Genomic DNA, 24,631 nt, shown 5'->3' with positions numbered 1-24,631 from the left:
TTAATTGATATGTTGTTCAATGACTTTCATTAAAACTTCCGCCGAGCGCTTCGGCGCATATTTGCCCGGCAGACCGAGTGCCTGCACCGCATTCATTTTATTTGCACGGCAATACTCAAAATCCGTTCCTCCGGGTCTGGAAGCGATGTCTATAATCGTCACTTCACCGCTTACATTTTCAAGTTCCTTAGATGTCAGCACTTTTTTAGGAACAGTATTAAAAATATACGCATACTCTTTTCCGTATTTCTGCAAATGCGGCAGTAACGGGAATGGCACGCTGTCAAATCCAAAAGCTTCCGCCTGTGCGCGTGCGCTTTCCTTTCGCTCTGCCACGGTCACACAGCTGTACATGCGCATGAGCCGGTCTGCCAGTACTTTTCCGCATCGTCCGTATCCTATTAAAAGACTTTTTGCACCGCACAGATTGATTGTACTGTGAAGAATCGCTTCCGCAACCGCACCTTCTGCCGTTGCCACCGCATTATGATACGCCGTGTCATCTTCCTGCATATACTCAACAAACTCCGGCACATTTTCCACCAAATTTTGTCCGGTTTCTTTTTTGGGCAGGTTACAGCCGAAAATGAGCTGTCCTCCATGCACGGAATCCGCCACCTGGTCATAATACGCCCTGCTGTCCGAAACCGGCAGAAGTACCGCATCATACTCTGCCGCATCAACCGGTGTCACTGTCTGAATCCATTCTGTATGATGTCCCTGCTGTTCTAACATTTCTTTTAAATATTGCTGTCTGACATCGGTGCCCATCAGCAAAAATTTCTTTTTCATATGCGCCTCCTATTTCCCTATAATTTATCCTATGCCATAAGACCTGTCCTTGATTATACGCGCTTGAATTCCTTTCGGAAATAGGTTATACTATAATATAATTATTTTTACATTTTATATAGTTTTATAAAATGTTGTGGAGGGATTTTACATATGTCAATTACGGCTAAAGAATTAGCAAAACAACTGGGGCTTTCGCCGTCCGCTGTATCCATTGCTTTAAACAACAAGCCCGGAATCAGCACCGAAACACGAAAGAAAATTTTAGATGCGGCGCGCGTAAGCAACTACGACTTTTCAAAAATCGGAGAGAAAAAAACAACAGCCGGTACAATTTATTTTTTAATTTATATTAAAGACGGCGCGGTTGTTTATGAAAATCCGTTTATCACACAGGTTCAGGAAGGTATTGCCACCGCCTGCGCACAGCATGAATACAAACTGCTGGTACGGAATCTCTATGAAGAAGGGGACGTTTTAGAACAGTTAAACAACATCATTTATTCAAACTGTGCCGGGCTGATTATTTTAGGAACGGAAATGCAGAAGCCTGATTTTATGTATCTGAAAAACCTGACTGTGCCGATTGTGCTTTTGGATACTTACTGCGACTTTCCGAATGTGGACTGCGTGATGATTAACAATATGCAGGGTGCTTTTAATGCAACGGTTCGTCTGATTCACAAGCACATCGGACAACCGGGATATTTACACTCCTCTTATCCGATTCATTCTTATGAGGAACGGTGTGAGGGCTTTTACCGCGCACTGCGCAAAAACGGACTTCCGTCTTCCAAATCGGTTGTCCACCTGCTCTCACCTTCCGTAGAGGGCGCTTATGCAGATATGCTGGAACTTCTGGAACAAAACACACCGCTTGCTTCCTGTTATTTTGCAGACAATGACAACATCGCTATCGGCGCAATGAAAGCTTTTCAGCATAAAGGTTATAAAATACCGGCAGATATTTCGATTATCGGCTTTGACAATATGCCGTTAAGCACCAGTGTGATTCCGGCATTAAGCACGATTCACGTTCCGAAGCAGAATCTTGGCAAAACCGCTGCAGAACGACTGATTAATGTGATTGAATCGGATGAATACTATTCTGTGAAGATTGAAATTTCCGCGACGTATATTGCGCGGAAGTCGGTGATTTAAGGGAGCAGAAAACACCCCGCTATCTCAACGTTGGCACTTGACTTCGATAGCGGGGTGTTTTCTGCCTGTGGAATGGTGGTGGCTAAACAGTACTTCTGTCTTACCGTTGGTGCTTAACTTCGATAGCGGGGTGTTTTCTGCCTGTGGAGTGGTGGTGGCTAAACAGTACTTCTGTCTTACCGTTGGTGCTTGACTTCGATAGCGTGGTGTTTCTGCCTGTGACTTCCAGTACAGGATTTACTTAATCTTTATAAATAAACGTAACAAAAAGCTGCAGCCCAGTGGTATTCCACCACCAAGCCGCAGCCTTTTATTCATTTATTCAGTTGGTTTACTTACTTATTTAATGACTTTAAAACAGCATTGCTTAATGAGCCGACTGTCTTGTTGTAGTAATCCATACCTTCATCTACTGTCATGTAACCCAAAGCTACCTGTGCAATAACATATGTTCTTGCTGTGTTAATATCACCGATATTATTAGATAACTCTGATGTCATTGGAAGCGGTACGGCTACCTGAGAGTTTTCAGCGAAGAATTCACCATTTTCTCTTGCAACTTCAGGAATTAAGGACTCACCTACATAACCATTTGTGAAGTTTGCAATAGAAAGGATTGGGTCAATGTGGTTCTTTGTCTGCCACTGATCCGGTTTTTCAATACCCGGAAGGTAATGGAACTGTCCTTCTGTGTATGTCTTTGGCTGGTCTTCCTTCTTCTGTACCGTAACAGTTTCTGCCTTGTCATCCCAGTGTGTACCCTTTGCACCGTGTGTCCAAAGCATCTGGACATCGCCGCCATCTAACATCTTATCAATGAAATACTTAAAGATTCCTTCCGGATTCTTTGCGGCTGATGTGATACACCAGCATGGTGCGATTCTTTCTGTATACGCACCCAGTTCTTTGATTGGCTTAATGGCAATGAGTTCATCGTCCAAGCCCTTGTTTGAAAGGTTTGTCTTTAACGTATTTGCCCATGTACCTGCCCAGTATGTAAATACACCGGTTTCTGTTGACGGGTCTGTTGAATAGAACTTATCTCTTGCATTGGCTGTTGAGTTATTTACGGATTCCCTATCAATAACACCGTCATTTACGGCTGTCTGGAGTCTTTGAAGAGCTTCTTTCATTTCCTGCTGTGCAAATCCATCTACATATTTTCCTGAAGTATCCTTGTAGAAAGTATACTGTGCTTTCTGATAAAATTCAGGCAGATAGTTTGTATTCGGTGCTTCCGGATGGATAAAACCAGGAGAAGAAATAACATAATGTCCCATTGTCTGTGCCATCTGCTTTAAATAGCCGTAATATGTATTAAAATCCATCTGTACATCTTTTACCTTGGAAGCATCAATGCCCGCCTTGTCAAGCCATGCTTTCTTTACATATGTACAACATCCGTTACCACGGTAAAGAGATAATCCGTACATTGCCTTTGTTCCATCTTCACCGTTTACCATCAGTGCGGAAAGAACATTGTCGGCTGTGCTGATTAATCTTCCGGAATTCTTTGTTTCTGAATGTTCCCATGCATCTGTCATATTCCAAAGGAAACCGTTTGATGCATACAGTGCATAATAATCAGATGAAAGCAGTACAACGTCCGGCATGGTATCGTCTGAGTTAAATGCATTGGCTACGGCATCATAGTAGCTTGCATGGTCAGGACGTGTCCATTTAATATCAAGTCCTGTTGCTTCATTTAACTGTTTGTAAAATGCCTCTGCTCCATTTGTTTCTGTAACAACTGTACCATCACACATTACGGTAAATGTATCCGGCTTTGTTACTTCTTTGTTTTCTGATGTTCCCTGGCTTGTTGTTCCTTTACTGCTTCCGCAGGCTACCAGTCCGAGTACGGATGTTACGGTAAGACCTACCGCAGTAAGCTTTTTCACTGTTTTTCTCATAAAACACCCTCCAATTAGTTTTATTTTGTAAAAAGTTTTATAGGTTTATGATGATGTATTGGTTAGGTACATCATATTGTGTATTATATGTGCAGATTGTACTAAATGAAATACATTTTTTAGTAGATTTACTAAATTTTTACCTAAATTACAAACTGTTTTTACAAATCTTATTTATGAAAGTGCTTTAAAAAACGAAATTACGGTGTCAGATAGTTTTCACGGATATGCTGTTCCCTTGCTTTAACCTCCGCTTCAAACTCCCTTGCCGACATCAAAAGGCACCCCTGCCCTCGGATAATCACCTGTTCAAGCCCGTCCGAGGTTGCAACCGTGACTTTATATTTTCTGCCATTTTCATGTGCAAATTTTTCAATATAAGCATCTGCCGTTTCAGCTTCTTTTGTGTAGACCACATGAATATTGTAATAATCTGTAAACTCTGTCACATGTCCTTTCACACGGTACGCATCAAATACAACAATCAGCTCACACTGGCGGCTTCCCTGATAATTGCACAAAATGTCCAAAAGCCGGCCTCTCGCACTGTCAATATTAACAGCCGCCAGCTCCTTTAATTCCTGCCATGCAAAAATAATGTTATAGCCGTCTACTAAAAGATATTCCTTCTGCGCCGGCTGGTCGTAGCTGCGCACTGTCATTCCCGAAGTCTTTGGCAGTGTATCCACGCGGGTAATCGTTCTTTTTTTCGTACCGGTACGCGGCATGGACTTATCCCTTTTATTGGCATAATAGGTCTGGCGTAAAATCTCATCAATTTCTTCCGTGCCAATCCACTCATCCGACACGCTTCTTGCAGCAGCTTTCTGCGGCTGCATCTCGTCTTTACGCTTTTCCTTTAAAATGCTTTCAAGATGCATATACTCCGGCACTTCCTGCCAGCCGACTACAAACCCCGAACCGTGCGCGCAAAAGACAGAATCCGCCGGATTGTCCAAATCCCGTTCCGCAATGTAGCCGCATGTTTTTAAAACTTCATTCTGATTGTGACAGACTTCATAACCTTTCAGGTTACAGAACAACCTGCCTGTACCCTTGCTGTAGGCAACCACTTCTTTATAGTAGTCTTTCATCGTAGAAACCGGGGCTTCTCCCGTAATCGCTGCCATGCCTGCTTCGTGTGTCTGCTGTAACGCAAATGTGCCGCACATCCTTTCAATATCCGTCATTGCCCTGCCGACTGCCGTTTCCGGAATTTCCAGCCTGAATTCATAATACGGCTCTAACAGCACACTTTCTGCCTGCATTAAGCCCTGCCGCACCGCACGGTATGTCGCCTGTCTGAAATCACCGCCTTCGGTATGCTTCTGGTGTGCCCTTCCCGCCTTTAACGTAATCTTCATATCGGTAATAACACTGCCGGTCAACACACCTAAATGTTCTTTTTCATACAAATGCGTCAACACCAGTCTCTGCCAGTTTTTATCGAGCTGTTCCTCACTGCAGTCTGCGGCAAAGACAAGCCCGCTTCCCCGCGGCAGCGGTTCTAAAAGTAAATGAACCTCCGCATAGTGGCGCAGTGGTTCAAAATGTCCTACACCCTCTACCGTATTTTGAATGGTTTCTTTATAGACAATGCTTCCCGTGCCGAATTCCACGCTGACACCAAACCGCTCCTGTATCAGGCTTTTTAAAATTTCAATCTGGACTTCGCCCATTACCTGTACATATATCTGCTGTAATTTTTCATTCCATACAATATGTAACTGTGGTTCTTCTTCCTCTAACTCCCGCAGCTTCGGTAAAAATACCGCCGCATCACAGCCTGCCGGAAGTTCAATACAATACGTAAGCACCGGCTCTAAAAACGGAACAACCGTCCCTGCCTGTGTACCAAGCCCCTGTCCCGGATACGTCTTTGTCAGTCCCGTTACCGCACAGACCACACCGGCTTGCACCTGCGCCGGTGCGGTATATTTTTCACCGGAATAAATGCGGATTTGATTGACCTTTTCCGACCATTTTTCCGAATCTTTTCCGCCGCTTAACAATTCTTTATTCTTTAAAATGCCGCCGGTCAGCTTCATATACGTCAGGCGCGCGCCCTGCTCATCTCTTGCGATTTTAAATACACGCGCACCGAACTCCTTTGTATATACCGGCTGTTTTGCATACAGTGTCACCGCTTCAAGCAGTTCCTCCACGCCGGTCATTTTTAATGCCGAACCGAAAAAGCACGGAAAAAGCTCTCTTGATGCAATCAGTTCTTTGATAACGTCCGTTTCAATACTGCCGCTATTCAGATAATCATTTAATACTGATTCATCACAAAGCGCCACATTTTCAAAGAATTCGTCCGGATTGTCGTCTTTTTTTGAAAAATCCACACACGAAACACTAAACTCCCGCTGTAACTGTGATAAAACCGCCTGTTTGTCCGTTCCCGGCTGGTCCATTTTGTTGACAAATAAAAATACCGGGATTTTATACCGGTTTAACAGACGCCACAATGTCCGTGTATGCCCCTGTATGCCATCTGCGCCGCTGACAACCAGAATGGCGTAATCCAGTACCTGTAATGTCCGCTCCATTTCTGCCGAAAAATCCACATGTCCCGGCGTATCTAACAGCGTTATCTCACAGTCTTTCCAATAAATCTGCGCCTGCTTTGAAAAAATCGTAATACCGCGCGTCCGCTCCAGTTCAAAATTATCAAAATATGCATCTTTATTATCTACTCTTCCGACTTTACGGATACTTCCCCCTGTATACAAAAGCCCCTCTGACAAGGTCGTCTTTCCCGCATCTACATGGGCAAGGACTGCCATACAGAATCTTTTAATTTTATATTCCTGCTGATTCATTCTTCTGCACCCTGCTCTTTCCTGTGAATATAATGTACATTACATTCTATCATGCACGCAAAATGTCTGCAATCCCTCATTCATTTGCGGAATTGCAGACATTTACCCTCATATTTTATTTTCTTTTATCTGGTTTTTACACTGCGGCTGCCTTGTCTAAAATTTCATTTAATGCAGCCTGGCTGCTTGTGTGGCATCTGATAATATTCGCATTGGCGCGTTCAGCTTCAACAACTGCGCAGCGCGCCATTTTATGTGACACCGTATTGGTAAATAAAATCACCAGATCCGGGCTTCCAATCTGGCTTGACAGATTTGCACTCATCTGTGTAAATACCTTTGCCTTACATTTATGTTCTTTACAGATTTTCTTGTACTGACTGACCATACGGTCATGTCCCCCAACAATTACAACACTCATGCTTTCTCCTTATCTGACTAGATAAGCTGGCTTCCCAGCTTTTCACAAGCCGCTATTGCTTCATCATCCGGTGCTTCCATGCAGATAACGCCTTCTCCTCCGACAATTTCTGCACCTGCTGCTTTCATTCTTTCTTCCCAGTCTCTCATCCACTGACCGTCACCCCAGCCGTAAGAACCGAATAAACCGATTTTCTTGCCGGATACACTCTTTTCAAGTTCTTCCACAAAAGGTTCCATTTCTGATTCTTCAAGAACCTCTGCACCCATTGCCGGGCATCCTAATGCAAATACAGCTTCACCCGCCAAGTCCTGTGGTGTAATATCCGATACCGCAACACATTCCGCGCTGCCGCCTGCCGCTGTGATTCCTTTTGCAACTGCCTCTGCCATTGTCTGTGTGTTGCCTGTCTGTGACCAATAAACTACTTTTGCCATGTTCATCCTCATTTCCTGCACTGGTTTGTGCATATTTTTTTGTCTGCTTCCTTTAGATAACTGCTTCCCGCAGTTCCTCATAATGAAACATCATTATTATTTCCTGAATATCCATTCCGTATGACAGCAGCCGTATCATCTGTTCTTTTGCCTGTTCAAAACATCCAAACAAATCCACCTTCTGCTGTAAATCAGAATAAACCTTCCAATAGCCTGTATAGAGAAAATTCCTGCCCCGGTTGTTAATAAAGCCTTTTACATCTTCCAGCGGATATCCTAAAAGCACACCCATTTCATGTGGAAAATCCTTTGTTGTACACAGATTGTCGCAGTAACGCTTTTTGAATAAATCCAAAACATCTTCTACCGCAAACTGTGTGTATCCGTAGGATTTTAAAAATGCTCTCGTATCCGCTTCTAAAAGCTGCTGCTGTAATTCCTGCTCCTTGTACAGCAGAAGAATAACTTTTTCATCTGTCTGCCGCAGCAGATAACAGGAAATATCCGTTTCCTTTAACACCTCAAGTATACGCGGATAAAACGCCCGGCTTACACTTAACATATTGGAAACCTTTAATCCGGCAAGCACCGGTGCACATTGCAGAACCATCTGCAAATCCACTGTACTGCTGTCGATTTTCTGCACAAGCTTTAAAATCTCCCGGCTCATACTTTCTCCTCCATATAAAACCATAGTTAGTTTTATCTAACCTCTTTACAATGGTTAGTATACACTAACTCTCTGTATCCGTCAAGTATCTTTTTATTATTTTTTATGTGCAGTCCGGTATCTGCACAATAAAAAATCCGGACGATTTTTCACCGTCCGGATTTTTTCCGTATACCGCATTTTTACACACTCAGCTTTTTATCCATTAACCATGCTGACGCCACATACAGCAGTGTGTTAATAACAAGGAAGAAAAGAATTTCCACACTGCTTTGCATTACCTGTGAAGATTTGCTTATCACATTTAAAATTGCATTATCGGCGCTTACAACTCCCCAGAAGCATAAAATATATGCCACAAAAACAATAAATGAGGTCAGCTTAGTTTTATGCACCAGTGTATATATCAGCGTTTCCACAAAATATCCAAGCACTACAATAAATACCCATGTAACAAAAACCGTCAAAATCTTCTGGACTGCAAAACCCCAGTCCACTCTGACAGAATAATTAATTTCTAAAATGTTCTGGACCAGTGTCATCAGTTCTCTGACACTGCTGTACTTTATCAGGAAAACCGAACCGCACAGCACCGCCACGATACCGTAAATCAGCATGGTAAAAAAGATTTGCAGTACCGCCGAAATCATTTTTGCGCCAAGAATCTCATAGGAAGACTTCGGAACAAGAAACAGCATATAACTCTGTTTGGTCTTTAAATCCTTATCATATACGCTCAAGCTTTCTACCGCCACATACAATCCCGCAAAAACCATAACGGTAAATATCAGCATAGTTGCGATTGCCGCATGGGTTTCCTTATCTATCACGCACGCAATTCCGAAATACAGTGTCAGTACCCCTAATATTGCCGCAATAATTATTTTTGAAAACATCTGCTTTTTAAATTCATACTTCATCAGCTTTAACATACTCTTAACCTCTCTTTCCGCCCTTACGCATATATTTCCTTATAAAGTTCTACAATAGACTTGCCTCGCTGCTCCCTTATCTGCTCGGCTTCACCCTGTAAAATGTTTCTGCCCTCTTTTATAAAGATCACAGAATCCACTACCGCCTCAAGTTCATCGACCAGATGGCTTGAAATGACAACACTGCTTTCTTCACCAACCGCATTTAAAATCGTTGTAACTACCTTTTCTCTTGCAATAATATCAATACCGTTTAACGGTTCGTCTAACAGATAGAGCTTTGCGGCTCTTGCAAGTGTTGCTGCAATCTTTAACTTGGCAGCCATGCCGGAAGACAGCTTGCTGGCTTTATCCTCCATCCGTAAATCCATATCGGCTATCAGCTTTGCGTATTTTTCCATATCAAAATCTTCAAAAAAGTCCCGGTAATAAATTCCCACATCCTTTACTGTCATAAAGGAGTAGAAAAAGCTTTCGGTCGGCAGATAAGCGATTTCTCTTTTGGACTGCACGCCTATCGGCTCATTTTCATAAAGAATCGTTCCGCTTGTCGGCTTTACAAGTCCTGCAATCATCTTCATAAACGTCGTCTTTCCGCTCCCGTTCGGGCCTAAAAGTGCGTAAATCTTTCCATTTTCAAGTGACAGGCTGATATTCTCCACAGCCGTCTTATTAAAATACGTTTTCTTAACATCTGAACAATTTAACATATATTCCTCTCCAATCTACAATCAATCTATTTGCGGCACTTGTGGCGCAAATAGCTGTGTGAAAAATTTTAATTTATGATTTTTCACACTTCCCTCCATTCCGCATTTCCGCTTTACTTCTTTTAAAATTTCGCCGACACCTCTGCCAGCAGTTCCTCTTTGCTGTATCCTAAATCCTGCATTTCTTTGATAAAATTACTGATAAATTCCTGTGCCATGGACTCCCGCAGGGCTTTAAACACCGCGGCATCCTCGGTTACAAATGTTCCGAGCCCTCTTTTGGTATAGCACATATTCTGAAGTTCCATTTCTTTATAAACCCTCCCCGCCGTATTCGGATTGATGTGATATAAAACCGCCAGTTCTCTTGTGGATGGCAGTTTCGCACCCATTGGAAGCTTTCCTGTAATAATATCCTTTTTTATCTGATTGATAACCTGAATGTAAATCGGGATATTATTTTCAAATTCCATTCGTCGTCCTCCTTTCTTTTGTGTATCAGTGAACTAGTTATATAGTACACTATGATAATAGTGTTGTCAATGTTCTTTTTTCAAGAAATTTTTCTGTCCTTTTATGCAAAAAAGATTCATACAAAAAAGCACCGAAACAGCCGCTGTTACTGTTTCGGTGCTTTTTAAAGTTATTTATAGAGCACCACAACGTCCTCCGGCTCGATAAACGTCTTTCCGTCCGGGATAATATTGCGTTCATTTCTCTTAATCAGCGCAATCAGGACATTTTCCGGGAGATTTAAGTCTTCGATTCTTTGGTTGCCCCATGGATGATTTTTGTCGATAAAAATTTCTTCCAGTCCTTCGTCATCATCCGGATTATAGGTCGGCACGCTTAAAATCAGGCTATCCCCTGCCAGAATCTGCGTATTGCCGCGTGTGATAATCGTTTCATCATCACGCTTAATCATGAGTGCCAGTGCGCCTGTCGGCATATGTACCTCGCTGATATGCTTATTTTCCCAGTTATGTCCCTTTGGAATATACATGCGCATCAGCGTAATTGCCGACTCTTCCTGATAGTCATTAAATGTCTTTTGGACATCTGCCTTATCATCAATCATATCCAGTTTCCGTGAAACATACGGAAGCAGTGTGCCCTGTACCGCAACAGATAACAGCGAAATCATAAAGACAATGTGAAATAAATCTCTTGAAATGTCATTTCCCGCCGCCATGGCAAATATCGAGAATACAATCGATGAAGCACCTCTAAGCCCCGCCCACGAAACCAGCAGACATTGATTCAGTGAACAGTGAAACGGCTTTAAAATGAGCAGAACCGTGAGCGGTCTTGCAATCAGCAGGATAAACAGTGCGATAACAATCGCCGTTCCCATGATATACGGAAATTTGTGCGGAAATGACAGCAGACCCAGTAAAAAGAATATCACAATCTGGGATAATCCCGTCACTCCGTCAAAAAACGGAATAATTTCTTTTTTATTGCGGATACTGCTGTTTCCCATAAGAATCCCCAAAAGGTAGATACTTAAAAATGCATTTCCGCCCACCAGTGACGAAAAGCCCATGCCAAACAGCACCAGCGCCAGTATAAATACCGTATACATACCGTTTGTTACCACTCTTGTCTTTGTCAGCACCCATATACCAAATACGGCAAGCACAACACCGATTGCCACACCGTATACAATCTGCGCAAAAATAGCATACGGCACAGTTGAAAGATTTTCACCGTTTACCAGAGAAATACCAATCACCGTCAGCATATACGCCGTCGGATCATTACTGCCGCTTTCGATTTCAAGCAGGGAAGCCACGCCGTCTTTTAAATTCAGCTTTTTCTTTCGTAAAATGGAAAATACACTCGCAGCATCCGTACAGGAAATGACCGCTCCCAAAAGGAAACCCTCTGCGAAACGAAACTTTAATACCACACAGCAAAATGCCATCGTGAGAAACCCGGTCAGAAATACGCCGGCCGTTGACAATAACAATGATTTGACTGCAACCGGCTTTGCCGCCTTCCACTTGGTGTTGAAGCCGCCGTAAAACATAATAAATCCCAGTGCAATCGTACAAATCTGTTCGGTTACTGCAAAGTTATCAAATGGAATCTTTACAATTCCGTCACTGCCAAACAGCATACCGATTCCGATAAACAAAATTAACGCAGGCATTCCGAATTTGCCCGAAAACTTATCCGCAATAATACATAACACCAGTATTAATGCTATCAACATCAATTCTACTACCATTCTTCCTCCTGTTTTCCCATTTTTATGCTGTCAAAGCATCCTGTTATGCCTGACATCTTTTATTAGAATATCATATGAATTGTCAGAAAAAAAGCACAAATCCGAATTTTTATTCAGACTTGTGCTTTTTATTCTAAACCATTTTGCTATAAAACAGACTTCTATACAGATTCCCTGCACTGCGCTGCCTGCTGTTCTATCTGTTTCTCAATCTGATTTCTGTCTTTACCGGTTACAAACACCAGTTCGCTGTACAATTTATCCTCTGCCAGCTTAAAATAACGGTCGTCCAAAACCGTTGCTTTTTTGCCGCTTGAAATGCGCTCCTGTCTGCGCAGATACATATTTTTAATAATTTTTACCAGTTCCCGCAAATCACAGCTTTTGATTGCTTCTTTATATACATTTTCCCGCAGCTTTTCATTTTCAACCCATGCCGCCTGAATTGCAGGAATTTCACGAATCAGCGTGTCTGCCTCCTGCTTTGTAATGACTTTGCGCGTCTGGACTTTGCTGCTTTCCACCGGACTGTAAATCCGCCCGTTCTTTTCCTTTTGCGGAACCAGCAGATAATACTGCCTTTTAGAACTGCCGCCCGGCAGTTCCAGTTGTGTAATGTCTTTTACTTCACAGATTCCGTCGTTTCCATGTACCACATACTCACCGATCTGAAACATTGTTTCCTCCATTCTTCTGCAAACCAACATTTTACCTACATATTTGTGATACCTGCGAATTGTTCCGTGCTGTGCACTCCCACAATCCGCCCTGGTATCATCTTCATTTTAAAGGATTTTTCCCCTTTTCGTAAGTTCTTTTTTTATTTTTTCCAGTTTTTTGCAAATTAAACAATATTTCTAAATAACCTCCGGTGAATAAGCGATTATTAATTTTATCCGAGTGCTACGTCTAATATCATCATCACGACAAATCCCACACCAAAGCCCAGTGTTCCGATGTTGGAGTGATTGCCTTCGGAGGCTTCGGGAATTAATTCTTCTACCACGACATAAAGCATGGCGCCTGCGGCAAACGATAAAATGTAGGGCAGAATCGGTGTTAAAATGCCCGCAAATGCAATCGTAATCACTGCGCCAATCGGCTCTACAATGCCGGAAAGCGTGCCGCATACAAATGCCTTTAAACGGCTCTGTCCCTCACTGCGAAGCGGCAGTGAAATCACCGCCCCTTCCGGGAAATTCTGAATGGCAATACCCATCGCAAGTGCCGCTGCCCCGGCAAGCGTAATTGTTCCTTCCCCGGACAGATATCCGGCAAATGCCACACCGACTGCCATACCCTCCGGGATATTATGCAGCGTTACCGCAAGGACAAGCATCGTTGTTTTTTTTAAATGGGCAGGCAGCCCTTCCGACTTTTCCGCTCCTAAATGCAGGTGCGGCACCAGTCTGTCCATGAGCAGTAAAAATGCCATGCCGACGGCAATTCCCACTGCCCCCGGAACAAATGCCATTCTCCCCATATCCTCACTCATTTCAATCGCAGGAATTAAAAGTGACCACACGGATGCCGCCACCATAACGCCGGAAGCAAAACCCAGCAGCCCTTTCTGCACCAGCGCCGGTATCTGATTTTTTAAGAAAAATACACACGCTGCTCCCAGTGCCGTCCCCACAAACGGAATCAAAATTCCTATTAAAACATCAATACTCATACCCTCCTCCATTCTGCCGGCAAATAATACCAACGTTTCTGCAAGTTCAATTTACTTTGAACCGCACAACCGCCTTAAATAAATCTCCGTCAATCTCAATCGAAAATGTTCCGTTCTGTACCTCTGTGAAGCTTTTCACAATCGCCAGTCCGATGCCACTTCCACTTTCGTGACGGGATTTGTCCCCGCGCACAAAACGCTCCACGATTTCTTCCGGTGTAAAATTCATCTGTGCTTCTGAAATATTTTTAAATACAATTTCCGTGTATTCAGGCTGTGCCGTGGCGCTCACATAAACCCGCGTGCCGGGCAGTGTGTACTTTGCAATATTCGTAAACAGATTTTCAAAAATACGGTACGTCTTATCACCGTCTAATGCCTGCACAATACCGTTTTCCGGTGCATCAAGAATCACCGTCAGATTTTTCTGTTTTAACAAATCCTCCGTTTCCGCCTGTGCCTGTTGTATCAGTGCAACGACATTCAGCTCCACGGGATTTAACTCAATATTGCCGCTGTTGACCTTGCTGACTTCAAACAAATCCTCAATCAGATTGTTTAACCGGTCAATATAATGCTGTAAATTTTCCAGATACACCTGCTTATCCTGCCCGCTTACATTGTCCTGTCCCAGGAGCTCCGCATAGTTTTTAATACCGGTCAGCGGTGTTTTTAAATCGTGCGAAACATTGCTTATCAGCTCCGTCTTCATATTCTGCGATTTTATTTCCTCACTGACCGCTTTTTCAAAGCCGATACGGACATTTTTTAATTCGTCGCCCAACGCATTAAAAATACCGACGTCCTGTGTGAGCTCTTCATCAAATCTGCCATCTGCAAGCTGGTGTGCTTCTTTTAACAAAACCTGATAATCCTTCTGTACTTTTTTTAGCTTCTTCCTGATATAGAAAAACAACAGCACGCTGTAAAGGACTGAAAGCACAATACCAAAACTCCAAAAGCACGCAATCACACCGACGATTACCATCTGTATCAGTACATACTTTAAAAGCACCGTATCTGTTTTGTCGCTCAAATCCACCTCTGAAAGCTTTTCAAAGCGTCTTTTCACATTTCCGCAGATGCTTCCGATAAGGGAATCTTCTTTCCAATACCGGCAAAAACCTGATGTCAGCATATATTTGATTTCAAAAATACCCATGGCTGTAAACAATCCTGTAAGCATCATTCCGATAAACTGTAACACAACAGGCACAAGCTCTGCATACGGTATTCCAAGCATTTGCAGTGCTGTCTGCAATTCCCCGGTCATGGTATACACGTCCAAAAATGCCATGCCGATGTACGCAAGACAAAGCACCGTCCCTAAAAATGCCCATTTGATTTCCGCCTTTATTTTTCGCATAAATGCGAATGGGTTGACTTCCTGTTCCACACTCACCGGATAAAACAGAATATATAAACCGATAAAAAATACCATCATACAGCACGTAACAGCTAAAAATCTGCCGCTCATTTCTCCATGAACAAGATTCCCGGTATTGTACCAGATGATATCATTATTTTCAGTCAGATTCTGCGGAATGGCAAATTCAGCTTTGAGATTCTGCGGCACACGAAGCTGAATCTGGGATTTTGGAATACTCTTTCCATAAATCTCATACGTTTCTCTCGCATTGCTGGTGGAAATTGAGATACTGTTTTTAAGCAGCTGGTATGCACTCATATAAGTAAAATCCGTAGAAACATAATCTCCCGTACTTGTTACATTTCCATCGGCATCATAAGTAAATGTACTGTACATCTGATGGTCTTTTACAAAAAGTGACGTATCGCCGCCCTCGGTTTTTTCGCCGGTAGCCGTATTGGTAATACGATATGCAAAATTGGGCGAGTTGATAAAATCTGCCCTTGCCGTAAGCAGTTCTTCTTCCATAACATATTCCAGTTCTGAACGGATACTGTATGGAACATCTTCTCCCAGCGACAGCACGGAATAGTCTTTATTGACAACACGTGTCTGATCAAGCATAAACAGCAGCATTTTCCTGCTGACTGCACTGACATCTACTGTCTGCGTACCCTGATTTTCTGATTGAATATTCCGGCACAGCAAAATCATGCCGATTGATATCACGCTTAAAAGTGCCACAAATCCAAGCACAAATCCTCTTTTTTTCTTCTTTTCCATAAACGTTCTCCTTCCTGCAAACGTTTTTTATTTTTCAATTTTGTAGCCGATACCCCACACCACTTTCAGATACCGTGGATTTCTGGGATTGACTTCAATTTTTTCACGCAGCTTTCGGACATGTACCATGATGGTTTCGGTGTTTATGGCTTCCTCTTTCCAGACATTTTCATAAATCTGTTCTGCCGAATAAACCCTGCCCGGTGAACGCATTAAAAGCTCCAAAATCGCGTATTCTTTTGGGGTCAGCTTTACATTTTTTCCGTCCACCGTAAGCTGTTTGGTATACAAATCCAGTTCCAGTCCGCCTGCCGTCAGCGTATGCGCTTCTTCTGTTTCTTTCTGGGACACGGCTGCCGCATTTTTTAACTGCAAAATCTGTTCATACCGGCGCAGATTGGCATGGACTCTTGCGAGCAGTTCCATTGAGCCAAAGGGCTTTGTGATATAATCGTCTGCACCGATATTTAACCCTGTGATTTTATCAATGTCTTCTGATTTGGCACTTAAAAATATCAACGGGAAATCATATTTTTCACGCAGCTTCATCGTCATGGTAATTCCATCCATAACCGGCATCATAATATCTACGATTGCCAGATGAATGGTGTGATTTTCTACCATTTCAAGTCCCTGTACGCCGTTTTCGGCTTCATAAACATAATACCCCTGATTTTTTAAGTAAATCGTTATGGCATCCCGTATTCCTTTTTCATCTTCAACAACTAATATATTAGCTTCCATTGCTTCCTCCTTTTCTAAGCATGCATGTAGTATAGGAAGGAAATCTTAGAAAGGAGTTTTGATTCTTCTTAAATTTTTCTTAACAAATTAAGCACTGCAATGTCGTTTTTATAAATCTGCCCTCTTGAGTGCTGCTTCTAAGCCTACTTTTCCTATTTTGCGATACTGTAACGCCGCTGAAACACCGTATGATGCCATTCCCAGTACAACTGCCCACACATAATTTGCCGGGTCCACGTAATAGGTAAGCCAGCCTGCCATTTCCTGCATAAAATAATCGTAAAGCACCCGCATCACAACAGCCGCAATGCCAAGGCTTAACAATACAGAAATCACGGCTGCAATCGTAGTAGACATCATATACAGCTTTGCGGTTTCTGATTTATTATACCCTAAAATACGCAGCATGGAAATTGCCGTTGCATTTTTTTCCACCACAATTTTTGACAGCAGATAGAAAATCAGGACTGCCATAAATACGGAAAATACTGTTATCAGCGGGAACATCTGTCCCATGGAATCCTTTAACTGTCGCACAACCTTTGTCATATCATCATATGTAATCGTTGTCGCTACTGCCTTACTGTCCAAATCGGTCAGTTCTTCATTGCTGAAATATCCGTTAAAATAGCCTTCTTCCTTGTCAAACAGTTCTTCAAACCGGCTGCTGCTTATAAATACCGTAAAGGATGCCGGATAAGGATACGTGCCAAGGATTTCAAATTCATAGGTGTCATCGCTGTACTCGTCTTTTAGCGCAAGCGTATCGCCGACTGAAAGTTTATATTTTTCTAAAATACCCTCAGAAGCATAGACCCCGTTGCCGTTTTTTTGTAACTCAATGCCTGTAATGTAATCTGAATCTTCACGGATGCCGTAGACATTGATTTCTTCCTTTAATTTTCTGTCGGTTTTATCCAGTATCAGTGACTTGACCGCATACTTTTCCGCAGCTTCATTTTTCGTCTGCACCGGCATTTTTAACACGTACTGGTAATCGCTGATCATATTTTCCTCTACCAGCATACCGTAGTGGTCTAAAAGCGGTGTCATCAAAAGTCCGAAGAAAATGAGCAGACTTGCAAATGTTACGCCTAAAAACATCACAAGATAATTTACCTTGTTCTGAATCAGGATACGCATCCGGAATCTTGCCATAAAAGAAACCTTTGGCAGGCGCACTGCCTTTTTCTCACGCCAGTGGTTTAAATCGTGGCGCAGGAATTTAAGCGGTGATAATTTTAACTTTGTATACAATACAATTGTATTGACCACAATCATAATCATGCACGGCACAACCGTTGTAATCACAAATGCATAAGGATTCCACAATGTAATATATGTCGGAAGACTGTAACTGTGATAATACATTCCTGCCATGACATCTTTAAATACTGTATATCCCAATATATTTCCCAGCACACAGGAAATCAGTGTTACCGTAACCGGAAGTGTAATATAGTGACGCAGCAGTTCACCTCTGGTAAAGCCAAGCGCCCTCATTGTACCGATTTCAGAAGCTTCCTTTTCAATAATGCTTGCAATCGTTACACTGAAAATAAATGCCAGAATAACCATGATGACATATAAAAGTACCTGGATCATGCTCTTATCACTGCCCATATCATCACCCGTAAAATGAATGGCCTGATTTTCTACTGCCGGTGTAATATTGGTAATGCCCGCCCGCAGGGAAACGAGCTGTTTTAAAATGTCATCGGACAAATCACGCTGCTGTGAATCCGTCAAATCCGTCTTATTATTTTTCCATGAATATATGAAATGCTCCGTTCCCGCATCCAGTTTGTCATACTGACCTTTCGTTACAATGGCAACACCAAAGTTTGTTGCATCAAACATCATATCCGAATTGTTCTGAAACTGCGCGCTATAATCGGACAGTGCCACTGTTCCTACAATCTCAAGCTTCTCTCCGCCAAGAACAACCGAATCCCCGATTTTTAATTCCCTGTTTTCGGCAAACAGGCGGTCGAGTGCAATCTCTCCATCCTTCTGCGGTGCTCTGCCTTCCATGACACACACCAGGTTTATATCATTTCTCTCGCCGAAAATACGCAGTGTCGCATTTGAGATGGCTTTTGGTACTTCCTTATAAAAGTTCTCATACAGCACCACATCATTTTCTGATTCTACTTTTTTAAGCAGCACCGCATCTGCCTTTTGTTCCAATTCAAAATTGCCGTCTTCAATATTGTATTTTTCAAAGCTTTCATCGTATGCATGGGTCATGCTGTTATCAGCGACCAGAAAACCTGAAATAAACCCGATTGTCAGTGTTATAAACAAAAATATCACGGCATATTTTCCGAAATCCTGCTTTAATTCCCTTAAAAAACGCTTTCGCAATGGATTTTTCATGCTGTTTACCTCCCCGTTTTACCACTCTAACTGCTCCGCCGGTACTTTAGCGGCATTCATTTCAACATCCTGAATCTGACCGTCTTTGAGCTTTACAATCTGGTCTGCCATATTTTTAATCGCGTCATTGTGGGTGACTATGACAATTGTATTGCCGTATTTCTGATTGACCCGCTCAATCAGTGCCAGAATATCCTTTGAGGTATGATAATCAAGAGCGCCGGTCGGCTCGTCGCAGAGCAGAATATCCGGATTTTTCACGATTGCCCTGCCGATTGCCGTCCGCTGCTGCTGACCGCCGGACAACTGGCTCGGAATTTTGTTCTGATGTTCTGTCAGTCCCAGCACATCAAGCAGTTCATCAATATCTAACGGCTGGCTGCTTAAATATGCGCCGACTTCGATATTTTCACGTACCGTCAGATTTCCGATAAGATTATATGCCTGAAATACATAGCCTAAATGCTTTCTTCTGTATTCTGTCAGCTGCCTGTCGTTCATGCCCTGCATAACCTCGCCTGCTACGGTAACACTGCCGGAATCTGCCGTGTCAATGCCTCCTACGATATTAAGCAGTGTAGATTTTCCCGAACCGGAAGGTCCCAGCAGTACGCAGATTTTCCCTTTCTCCACACCAAGCTGTATCCCTTTTAAAACCTCCACTTTGTTTTCACCCGTTCCATAACTTTTCCGTAATTGTTCAATCTCTAAAAACATAAATTTCTCCTTACCGACTATGTTCATTTATCGTAACATAAAAAGAGTTAGACAACGCTAACTTCTTTCATAATGTTAGCCCTGTCTAACTCTTTTGTCAAGTTCTATTTATTTCCCCTATCTTCTTTCCCTGCGCATAAATCTAAACTGCTTTTTCTTCCGGTATTTCTTTCATATGACAAATGCTTAAAAACAGACTGCGTTCCGCAATTCTTAACTGCAATGTTCCCCACTGTGTATAATAATCTACATTTTCATACAGTTTACGGATACAATTGCCGTAAAACGGCTCCGTTATCCTTGTTGTGTACCTCATTTCAATATAACAGTACATTGCATAAATAAGCACAATCTTTGTTCCTGCGGCATACGCTTCCAGACTTGTATACTCACGAAAAATGCATTTTAAATACGCATCCCGTGCCAAAAACGCATAAAATTTCTTCTTACAGCTGTTAAAATCACCCTGTTTAAACAGCTCCTCCTCAATCCGCACTGCCACTGCATGGCACATTCCCTCAAATACCGATTCCATTCCCGTAACCCGCACAAGCTGTGCCTTTCCAAGCCACGAAAGTCTTTGCGGCAGTGTAGAAGATTCAACCCCGTATAAAAATACAACAATTTTAATTCTGCCCTTTTCAAAGCTGCTTTTTAAAATATCCAGCTCCACAAGAGCTGTTATATCCTGTATCAGCTGCGGTGTTAAAACTACTACGGCTTCCTGATGCCTTGCGATACTTTCACATTCCTGTTCATACGTCACCTCTCTCATAATATTTTTCTCTCCGTCTTCTTCAGGCATTGTAAATCCCCAATTTTCCAAGTGATACAAAACGGCTTTTGCATGACTTTCGTTTTTGCTTCTAGAATAGCAAACGTACATTTTTCCTCCTCCAGTTTCTTTTGTACTCATTCCCCCTGAAAAATGTATTCTGTATTATAATAACACATTTTTATAATTATAAGTATTATCACATTAAATCCTGTATTTTTTCAAATAAACCATATGACCATACACTATTTTACCCACTCGTTATAAATTTCACTATGTTCAGTACGCCGAAACCCTGCTGATTTTCCGGAATTGCAATAGTCTCACAGCACTTTAACAGCCGCATTTTTACACCTTTCGGTGTATAGTCCGGTCTTTCCTCTAAAAGTCTGGCAACTGCTCCGCTGACAATGGGAGCAGACATTGATGTTCCGCTTTTTTTTGCATATGCATCCTTACGGTTGCTGCACGCAATAATATTGGATCCTGTCACAACAACCTCTGGCTTGATCACACATTCCTCCGTCGGTCCTCTGCCGGAATAATACCGCACTTTCCTTCCGCGTACACCAGAAAAATTGGTATCGTCATACGAACCGACGGTTATAATTTTTTTACAGTTTCCCGGTGCGGTGATACTGTTTCTGTCCGGTCCGCTGTTTCCTGCCGCCGCTACCACAACAATTCCGGCATCCCATAGCTGTTCCACCTGCCGGTTAAGCTGTTTTTCTTCCTGCACATCATGGTCCGGTACCGTTCCGAACGAAATATTAACAACCCGGATATTATACCGCTCTCTCTGTTCTAAAATCCATCGGAGTCCTTCCACCACATCTGAAATTTTCCCGTTTCCCTGTGCATCCAGAACTTTTATACCTATCAGTGCCGAATGCGGGGCAATTCCTTTATACCGTCCACGGGATGCACTCCCGTCCCCGCCTATGATTCCCGCGATATGTGTCCCATGTCCGCTATCATCATAAACGCTGTTTTTCCCATGAACCAAATCAACGAAACCGGTAATACGGCTGCCAAAATCTCTATGCCGGTAAATTCCTGTATCTACAATTGCAACTCCTGTCTGCATACAACTCCTCACTTTCGAGCAGCTTTGTCATAAATCTGCGATGTAAATACCGCCAAAGCTATTTACCCTCCACCTATCTGTATTTATTATATGGTAAATATCTTCAATGTTACTACTTGCACCCGGCGATTTCTCATCTGCCAAAAATGCTGTTTATTTTTCATGCTTGATAATATTTGCTTTTTCCCTGCAAATATTTTATAATAAAGTATCAGAATTCATTTGCAGGATTTGTGACTTTGCGCACTTGGCACAAGCCTGTTATGTGCAATACAACTTAGAATTACAAAGCGTGCGCAGAAATGAGGATTAATATGGATAAGAAAAGAATCGTTGTTGCTCTCGGAAGAAATTCTTTTGGTGAAACTTTCCCGGAACAGCAGGAAAATGTTAAAAAAGCTGCTGCTGCAATTGCAGATTTAGTAGAAGAAAAATATCAGATTGTCATTACGCACAGCAACGGTCCGCAGGTCGGCATGATTCAGACTGCAATGACTGAATTTGCCCGTTTAAATCCAGACGACAGAACCGTTGCCCCGATGTCCGTCTGCGGTGCAATGAGTGAGGGATATATCGGTTACGACTTACAAAATGCAATCCGCGAGGAATTATTAAACCGCGGCATTTATAAAACTGTTTCTACAATCATTACACAGGTCCGTGTAGACCCGTTTGATGCGGCATTCAGCGAACCTTCCAAAATCATTGGCAGATTTATGTCAAAAGAAGAAGCCGAAGCCGAGGAAGAAAAAGGCAACCATGTTGTTGAAGAAGAACCGGGTAAATTCAGAAGAATTATCGCTGCTCCACTGCCAATCGACATTTATGAAATTGATGCCGTAAAGGCACTGCTTGATGCAGACCAGATTGTAATCGCTGCCGGCGGCGGTGGTATTCCTGTACTACAGCAGGGAACACATTTAAAAGGTGCCAGCGCCATTATTGAAAAGGACTACACTGCTGCCAAACTGGCAGAACTGGTCAACGCACAGACTTTATTATTCCTGACAGCATACGACAATCTTACAATTGAAAAAGGAACACCAAATGAAAAAGTCTTTGAACAGGTTTCTGCTTCCGACTTACACACTTATATCAAAGCCGGTCATTTCCCTGCAAAGACAACATTTCCAAAGGTTGACGCTTCCATTCGTTTCGTAACTGCTGATTCCGAAAGAAAGGCCGTTATTTCAAACCTTGACAAGGCAAAATCAAGTCTTGCCGGAAAGACAGGAACAACAATTACCGCATAAAAATATTGCGTAAAAAATTAAGGAGAAATTTCTGATTTTAGAAATTTCTCCTTTTTGTTTGCTTTTATTGACTGTTGCTTTACTCTGCCGTAGTTGATTCTGTCTGTACGGTTTCCTGCTGTGTCTGATATACCGCATTGGTTACATCTAACATAAAATAGTTTAACAAAACCATTAACAACGCAAGAACTACGATAACAACCAGCGGTATCCACGGATTCTTTTTCTTCTGTGACTGATTCTTTTTAAATGTACTGCTATTGACCTGATTTGCCATTTTTTTCTCCATTTCTTTTAATTTACTTTACTCAGATATATAGACTCTAATATTTTAGTTCCTGTTTTCGTTTTAAAAATATTTTCTTTGATTTTCCGGATAGAATCCAGCCCCTGCTTACTGCTGTCCAAGCCGTCTTCATTGATATTTACCAGAAAATCTGCCTCAACTAAAATCTGATAATCCATTCCCTCTATTTTATCATAGGTGTGATGGTGTCCAATCAGATATGCCACCCGCTCTGTCACCGGCGCCGGAAATTCCAGTTTCTTTAAAATTACAGCAGCCACCGGTGGTCCCTCCAGTTCCTGATACTTTCCTGCACTGGATTGATATTTTTCCTCTGATATTTTAATGCCGATATCATGAAGCACTGCCGCGGTTTCCAGACATTCCATTGTAAATAAATCCAGCTGTTCCTTCTCTCCAATCGCCTTTGCAAAACCATATACTTTCAGCAAATGGCTGATTCTGCGAATATCATTTTCAAAATAAGCAATTGCAGCCTCAATGACCTTTCCTGTTTCCATACTAAACTCCATTCCTAAGTGATTTCTTATCTGCAATTAAAACAATTTGTATTATTATACTATACCCCTTCTTTGAAGACAACTGTTATCCGAAAACAAAATGCCCTTTAAAAATTTCATAAAAATTTCATCTGAAATTACGGTCAAATAAATATAGACAAATGCGTTATAGTATGTTATTATCTGTATACTAAGAATACGAAAGGTGGTGAAAATATGTCAAACGAGTTATCCAACAAAACCGTAACCTACTTATTAGGGGAAATATCTGGTATGCTGGAAAATATGCAGAATTCTCTGCATGCTGAAATCGCCGAAACACGGGATTCTTTGCAAAGTTCCCTCCGTGCCGAAATCGCCGAAACAAGGGATTCCTTACAGAATTCTCTTCGTGCTGAAATAGCCGAAACGCGGGATTCCCTGCAGAGTTCTCTTCGTACTGAAATCGCCGAAACACGGGAAGCCCTGCATGCTGAGATTGCTGAAACAAGGGATTCCCTGCAGAATTCCCTCCGTGCCGAAATCGCCGAAACACGGGATTCCTTGCAGAATTCTCTTCGTGCTGAAATCGCCGAAACACGCGAAACCCTGCATGCTGAGATTGCTGAAACAAGGGATTCTTTGCAAAGTTCTCTTCGTGCCGAAATCGCCGAAACACGCGAAGCCCTGCATGCTGAGATTGCTGAAACAAGGGATTCTTTGCAAAGCTCCCTCCGTACCGAAATCGCCGAAACAAGGGATTCTTTGCAGTCACAGCTTACGCAGATTAACCTCACACTGGAACAGAATGTTGTTCCACGTCTGAACACGATTGAGTCCTGCTATGTATCTACATATGAAAGATATTCCCAGGGTATAAACCAGCTTGAATCAATCCAGTCTGATATCCTTGTTATGAAGGATGTCATTATGAAGCACAGTACACAGCTTGCAAAGATTTCCTAATTC

23 protein-coding genes are annotated in these 24,631 nt (G+C 42.3%); 3 read left to right on the top strand and 20 right to left on the bottom strand.

From position 1 onward, the window contains the following. Positions 1–792 (bottom strand): dipicolinate synthase subunit DpsA, encoded by a 792-nt coding sequence (locus LI288_RS04100; protein ID WP_227089527.1) that lies wholly within the window; start codon positions 790–792, stop codon positions 1–3. 153 nt (positions 793–945) lie between these two features. Between LI288_RS04100 and LI288_RS04095 the strand changes: the two genes are divergently transcribed. Continuing rightward, the gene (locus LI288_RS04095) at positions 946–1,953 is read left to right on the top strand and encodes a LacI family DNA-binding transcriptional regulator (protein WP_227089526.1); all 1,008 of its coding nucleotides are present in this window, start codon (positions 946–948) and stop codon (positions 1,951–1,953) included. Between the two features lie 335 nt (positions 1,954–2,288). Here LI288_RS04095 and LI288_RS04090 read toward each other — a convergent pair whose 3' ends face one another. From LI288_RS04090 to LI288_RS04010, 17 genes are all read right to left on the bottom strand, one after another. Next, positions 2,289–3,866 (bottom strand): extracellular solute-binding protein, encoded by a 1,578-nt coding sequence (locus LI288_RS04090; protein ID WP_227089525.1) that lies wholly within the window; start codon positions 3,864–3,866, stop codon positions 2,289–2,291. A gap of 200 nt (positions 3,867–4,066) precedes the next feature. Next, a complete protein-coding gene (locus LI288_RS04085) occupies positions 4,067–6,691 on the bottom strand; it encodes a translation factor GTPase family protein (protein WP_227089524.1) in 2,625 nt (874 codons plus the stop codon). Positions 6,692–6,827: 136 nt separating this feature from the next. Further along, a complete protein-coding gene (locus tag LI288_RS04080) occupies positions 6,828–7,112 on the bottom strand; it encodes a DUF2325 domain-containing protein (protein ID WP_022432832.1) in 285 nt (94 codons plus the stop codon). Positions 7,113–7,129: 17 nt separating this feature from the next. Continuing rightward, positions 7,130–7,555: a flavodoxin gene (locus LI288_RS04075; RefSeq protein WP_227089523.1), complete on the bottom strand. Its 426-nt coding sequence runs from the start codon at positions 7,553–7,555 to the stop codon at positions 7,130–7,132. Positions 7,556–7,601: 46 nt separating this feature from the next. Then, a complete protein-coding gene (locus LI288_RS04070) occupies positions 7,602–8,219 on the bottom strand; it encodes a DUF3793 family protein (RefSeq protein ID WP_022432834.1) in 618 nt (205 codons plus the stop codon). Positions 8,220–8,401: 182 nt separating this feature from the next. Then, complete coding sequence (locus LI288_RS04065; RefSeq protein WP_227089522.1) at positions 8,402–9,151, bottom strand: hypothetical protein; 750 nt, start codon at positions 9,149–9,151, stop codon at positions 8,402–8,404. A 23-nt stretch (positions 9,152–9,174) separates the two neighbouring features. After that, complete coding sequence (locus tag LI288_RS04060) at positions 9,175–9,861, bottom strand: ABC transporter ATP-binding protein (RefSeq protein ID WP_022432836.1); 687 nt, start codon at positions 9,859–9,861, stop codon at positions 9,175–9,177. Positions 9,862–9,983: 122 nt separating this feature from the next. Then, on the bottom strand, positions 9,984–10,334 hold the full coding sequence (locus tag LI288_RS04055) for a GntR family transcriptional regulator (RefSeq protein WP_022432837.1): 351 nt from the start codon (positions 10,332–10,334) through the stop codon (positions 9,984–9,986). A gap of 170 nt (positions 10,335–10,504) precedes the next feature. Beyond that, on the bottom strand, positions 10,505–12,094 hold the full coding sequence (locus LI288_RS04050; protein ID WP_227089521.1) for a potassium/proton antiporter: 1,590 nt from the start codon (positions 12,092–12,094) through the stop codon (positions 10,505–10,507). Between the two features lie 161 nt (positions 12,095–12,255). Beyond that, complete coding sequence (locus LI288_RS04045; protein ID WP_227089520.1) at positions 12,256–12,771, bottom strand: CarD family transcriptional regulator; 516 nt, start codon at positions 12,769–12,771, stop codon at positions 12,256–12,258. A 215-nt stretch (positions 12,772–12,986) separates the two neighbouring features. Beyond that, entirely contained in the window at positions 12,987–13,763 is a 777-nt protein-coding gene (locus LI288_RS04040; RefSeq protein ID WP_227089788.1) for a ZIP family metal transporter, read from the bottom strand. 52 nt (positions 13,764–13,815) lie between these two features. After that, entirely contained in the window at positions 13,816–15,921 is a 2,106-nt protein-coding gene (locus LI288_RS04035) for a sensor histidine kinase (protein ID WP_227089519.1), read from the bottom strand. A gap of 27 nt (positions 15,922–15,948) precedes the next feature. Beyond that, positions 15,949–16,665 carry a response regulator transcription factor gene (locus LI288_RS04030; RefSeq protein WP_227089518.1) on the bottom strand — a complete coding sequence of 239 codons (717 nt, stop codon included), beginning with the start codon at positions 16,663–16,665 and terminating at the stop codon, positions 15,949–15,951. Positions 16,666–16,773: 108 nt separating this feature from the next. Continuing rightward, on the bottom strand, positions 16,774–19,044 hold the full coding sequence (locus LI288_RS04025; protein ID WP_227089517.1) for an ABC transporter permease: 2,271 nt from the start codon (positions 19,042–19,044) through the stop codon (positions 16,774–16,776). Positions 19,045–19,062: 18 nt separating this feature from the next. Continuing rightward, positions 19,063–19,761, bottom strand: a complete 699-nt coding sequence (locus LI288_RS04020; protein WP_022432844.1) for an ABC transporter ATP-binding protein — start codon at positions 19,759–19,761, stop codon at positions 19,063–19,065. 142 nt (positions 19,762–19,903) lie between these two features. Next, positions 19,904–20,647 (bottom strand): hypothetical protein, encoded by a 744-nt coding sequence (locus tag LI288_RS04015; RefSeq protein ID WP_227089516.1) that lies wholly within the window; start codon positions 20,645–20,647, stop codon positions 19,904–19,906. 139 nt (positions 20,648–20,786) lie between these two features. After that, positions 20,787–21,623, bottom strand: coding sequence for a S8 family peptidase (locus LI288_RS04010; protein ID WP_227089515.1), 837 nt, complete (start codon positions 21,621–21,623; stop codon positions 20,787–20,789). A 314-nt stretch (positions 21,624–21,937) separates the two neighbouring features. Here LI288_RS04010 and arcC point away from each other — a divergent pair, with 314 nt between their 5' ends. After that, positions 21,938–22,876 (top strand): carbamate kinase, encoded by a 939-nt coding sequence (gene arcC / locus LI288_RS04005; RefSeq protein WP_022432847.1) that lies wholly within the window; start codon positions 21,938–21,940, stop codon positions 22,874–22,876. Positions 22,877–22,955: 79 nt separating this feature from the next. Here arcC and LI288_RS04000 read toward each other — a convergent pair whose 3' ends face one another. Together LI288_RS04000 and LI288_RS03995 are read right to left on the bottom strand one after the other, a co-directional pair. Beyond that, positions 22,956–23,153, bottom strand: coding sequence for a hypothetical protein (locus LI288_RS04000; RefSeq protein WP_022432848.1), 198 nt, complete (start codon positions 23,151–23,153; stop codon positions 22,956–22,958). A gap of 17 nt (positions 23,154–23,170) precedes the next feature. Continuing rightward, positions 23,171–23,683 (bottom strand): HD domain-containing protein, encoded by a 513-nt coding sequence (locus tag LI288_RS03995; protein WP_022432849.1) that lies wholly within the window; start codon positions 23,681–23,683, stop codon positions 23,171–23,173. 216 nt (positions 23,684–23,899) lie between these two features. Here LI288_RS03995 and LI288_RS03990 point away from each other — a divergent pair, with 216 nt between their 5' ends. Beyond that, positions 23,900–24,628, top strand: coding sequence for a hypothetical protein (locus tag LI288_RS03990; protein WP_227089514.1), 729 nt, complete (start codon positions 23,900–23,902; stop codon positions 24,626–24,628). The last annotated feature ends 3 nt before the right edge of the window (positions 24,629–24,631 follow it).

Origin of the sequence: Lachnospira pectinoschiza, assembly GCF_020564355.1 — a bacterium.
GTDB lineage: Bacteria > Bacillota > Clostridia > Lachnospirales > Lachnospiraceae > Lachnospira > Lachnospira intestinalis.
The sequence above is the reverse complement of the archived record's forward strand: the minus strand, read 5'-3'. Positions and strand labels throughout refer to the sequence as shown.

Coding starts and splice junctions, on each gene's coding strand:
- LI288_RS04050 (WP_227089521.1), bottom strand. CDS start 12,094: ATGGTAGTAGAATTGATGTTGATAGCATTAATACTGGTGTTATGTATT.
- LI288_RS04035 (WP_227089519.1), bottom strand. CDS start 15,921: ATGGAAAAGAAGAAAAAAAGAGGATTTGTGCTTGGATTTGTGGCACTT.
- arcC (WP_022432847.1), top strand. CDS start 21,938: ATGGATAAGAAAAGAATCGTTGTTGCTCTCGGAAGAAATTCTTTTGGT.
- LI288_RS04045 (WP_227089520.1), bottom strand. CDS start 12,771: ATGTTTCAGATCGGTGAGTATGTGGTACATGGAAACGACGGAATCTGT.
- LI288_RS04030 (WP_227089518.1), bottom strand. CDS start 16,665: ATGGAAGCTAATATATTAGTTGTTGAAGATGAAAAAGGAATACGGGAT.
- LI288_RS04060 (WP_022432836.1), bottom strand. CDS start 9,861: ATGTTAAATTGTTCAGATGTTAAGAAAACGTATTTTAATAAGACGGCT.
- LI288_RS03990 (WP_227089514.1), top strand. CDS start 23,900: ATGTCAAACGAGTTATCCAACAAAACCGTAACCTACTTATTAGGGGAA.
- LI288_RS04025 (WP_227089517.1), bottom strand. CDS start 19,044: ATGAAAAATCCATTGCGAAAGCGTTTTTTAAGGGAATTAAAGCAGGAT.
- LI288_RS04100 (WP_227089527.1), bottom strand. CDS start 792: ATGAAAAAGAAATTTTTGCTGATGGGCACCGATGTCAGACAGCAATAT.
- LI288_RS04000 (WP_022432848.1), bottom strand. CDS start 23,153: ATGGCAAATCAGGTCAATAGCAGTACATTTAAAAAGAATCAGTCACAG.
- LI288_RS04090 (WP_227089525.1), bottom strand. CDS start 3,866: ATGAGAAAAACAGTGAAAAAGCTTACTGCGGTAGGTCTTACCGTAACA.
- LI288_RS04075 (WP_227089523.1), bottom strand. CDS start 7,555: ATGAACATGGCAAAAGTAGTTTATTGGTCACAGACAGGCAACACACAG.
- LI288_RS04085 (WP_227089524.1), bottom strand. CDS start 6,691: ATGAATCAGCAGGAATATAAAATTAAAAGATTCTGTATGGCAGTCCTT.
- LI288_RS04010 (WP_227089515.1), bottom strand. CDS start 21,623: ATGCAGACAGGAGTTGCAATTGTAGATACAGGAATTTACCGGCATAGA.
- LI288_RS04015 (WP_227089516.1), bottom strand. CDS start 20,647: ATGTACGTTTGCTATTCTAGAAGCAAAAACGAAAGTCATGCAAAAGCC.
- LI288_RS04055 (WP_022432837.1), bottom strand. CDS start 10,334: ATGGAATTTGAAAATAATATCCCGATTTACATTCAGGTTATCAATCAG.
- LI288_RS03995 (WP_022432849.1), bottom strand. CDS start 23,683: ATGGAAACAGGAAAGGTCATTGAGGCTGCAATTGCTTATTTTGAAAAT.
- LI288_RS04070 (WP_022432834.1), bottom strand. CDS start 8,219: ATGAGCCGGGAGATTTTAAAGCTTGTGCAGAAAATCGACAGCAGTACA.
- LI288_RS04065 (WP_227089522.1), bottom strand. CDS start 9,151: ATGTTAAAGCTGATGAAGTATGAATTTAAAAAGCAGATGTTTTCAAAA.
- LI288_RS04080 (WP_022432832.1), bottom strand. CDS start 7,112: ATGAGTGTTGTAATTGTTGGGGGACATGACCGTATGGTCAGTCAGTAC.
- LI288_RS04020 (WP_022432844.1), bottom strand. CDS start 19,761: ATGTTTTTAGAGATTGAACAATTACGGAAAAGTTATGGAACGGGTGAA.
- LI288_RS04095 (WP_227089526.1), top strand. CDS start 946: ATGTCAATTACGGCTAAAGAATTAGCAAAACAACTGGGGCTTTCGCCG.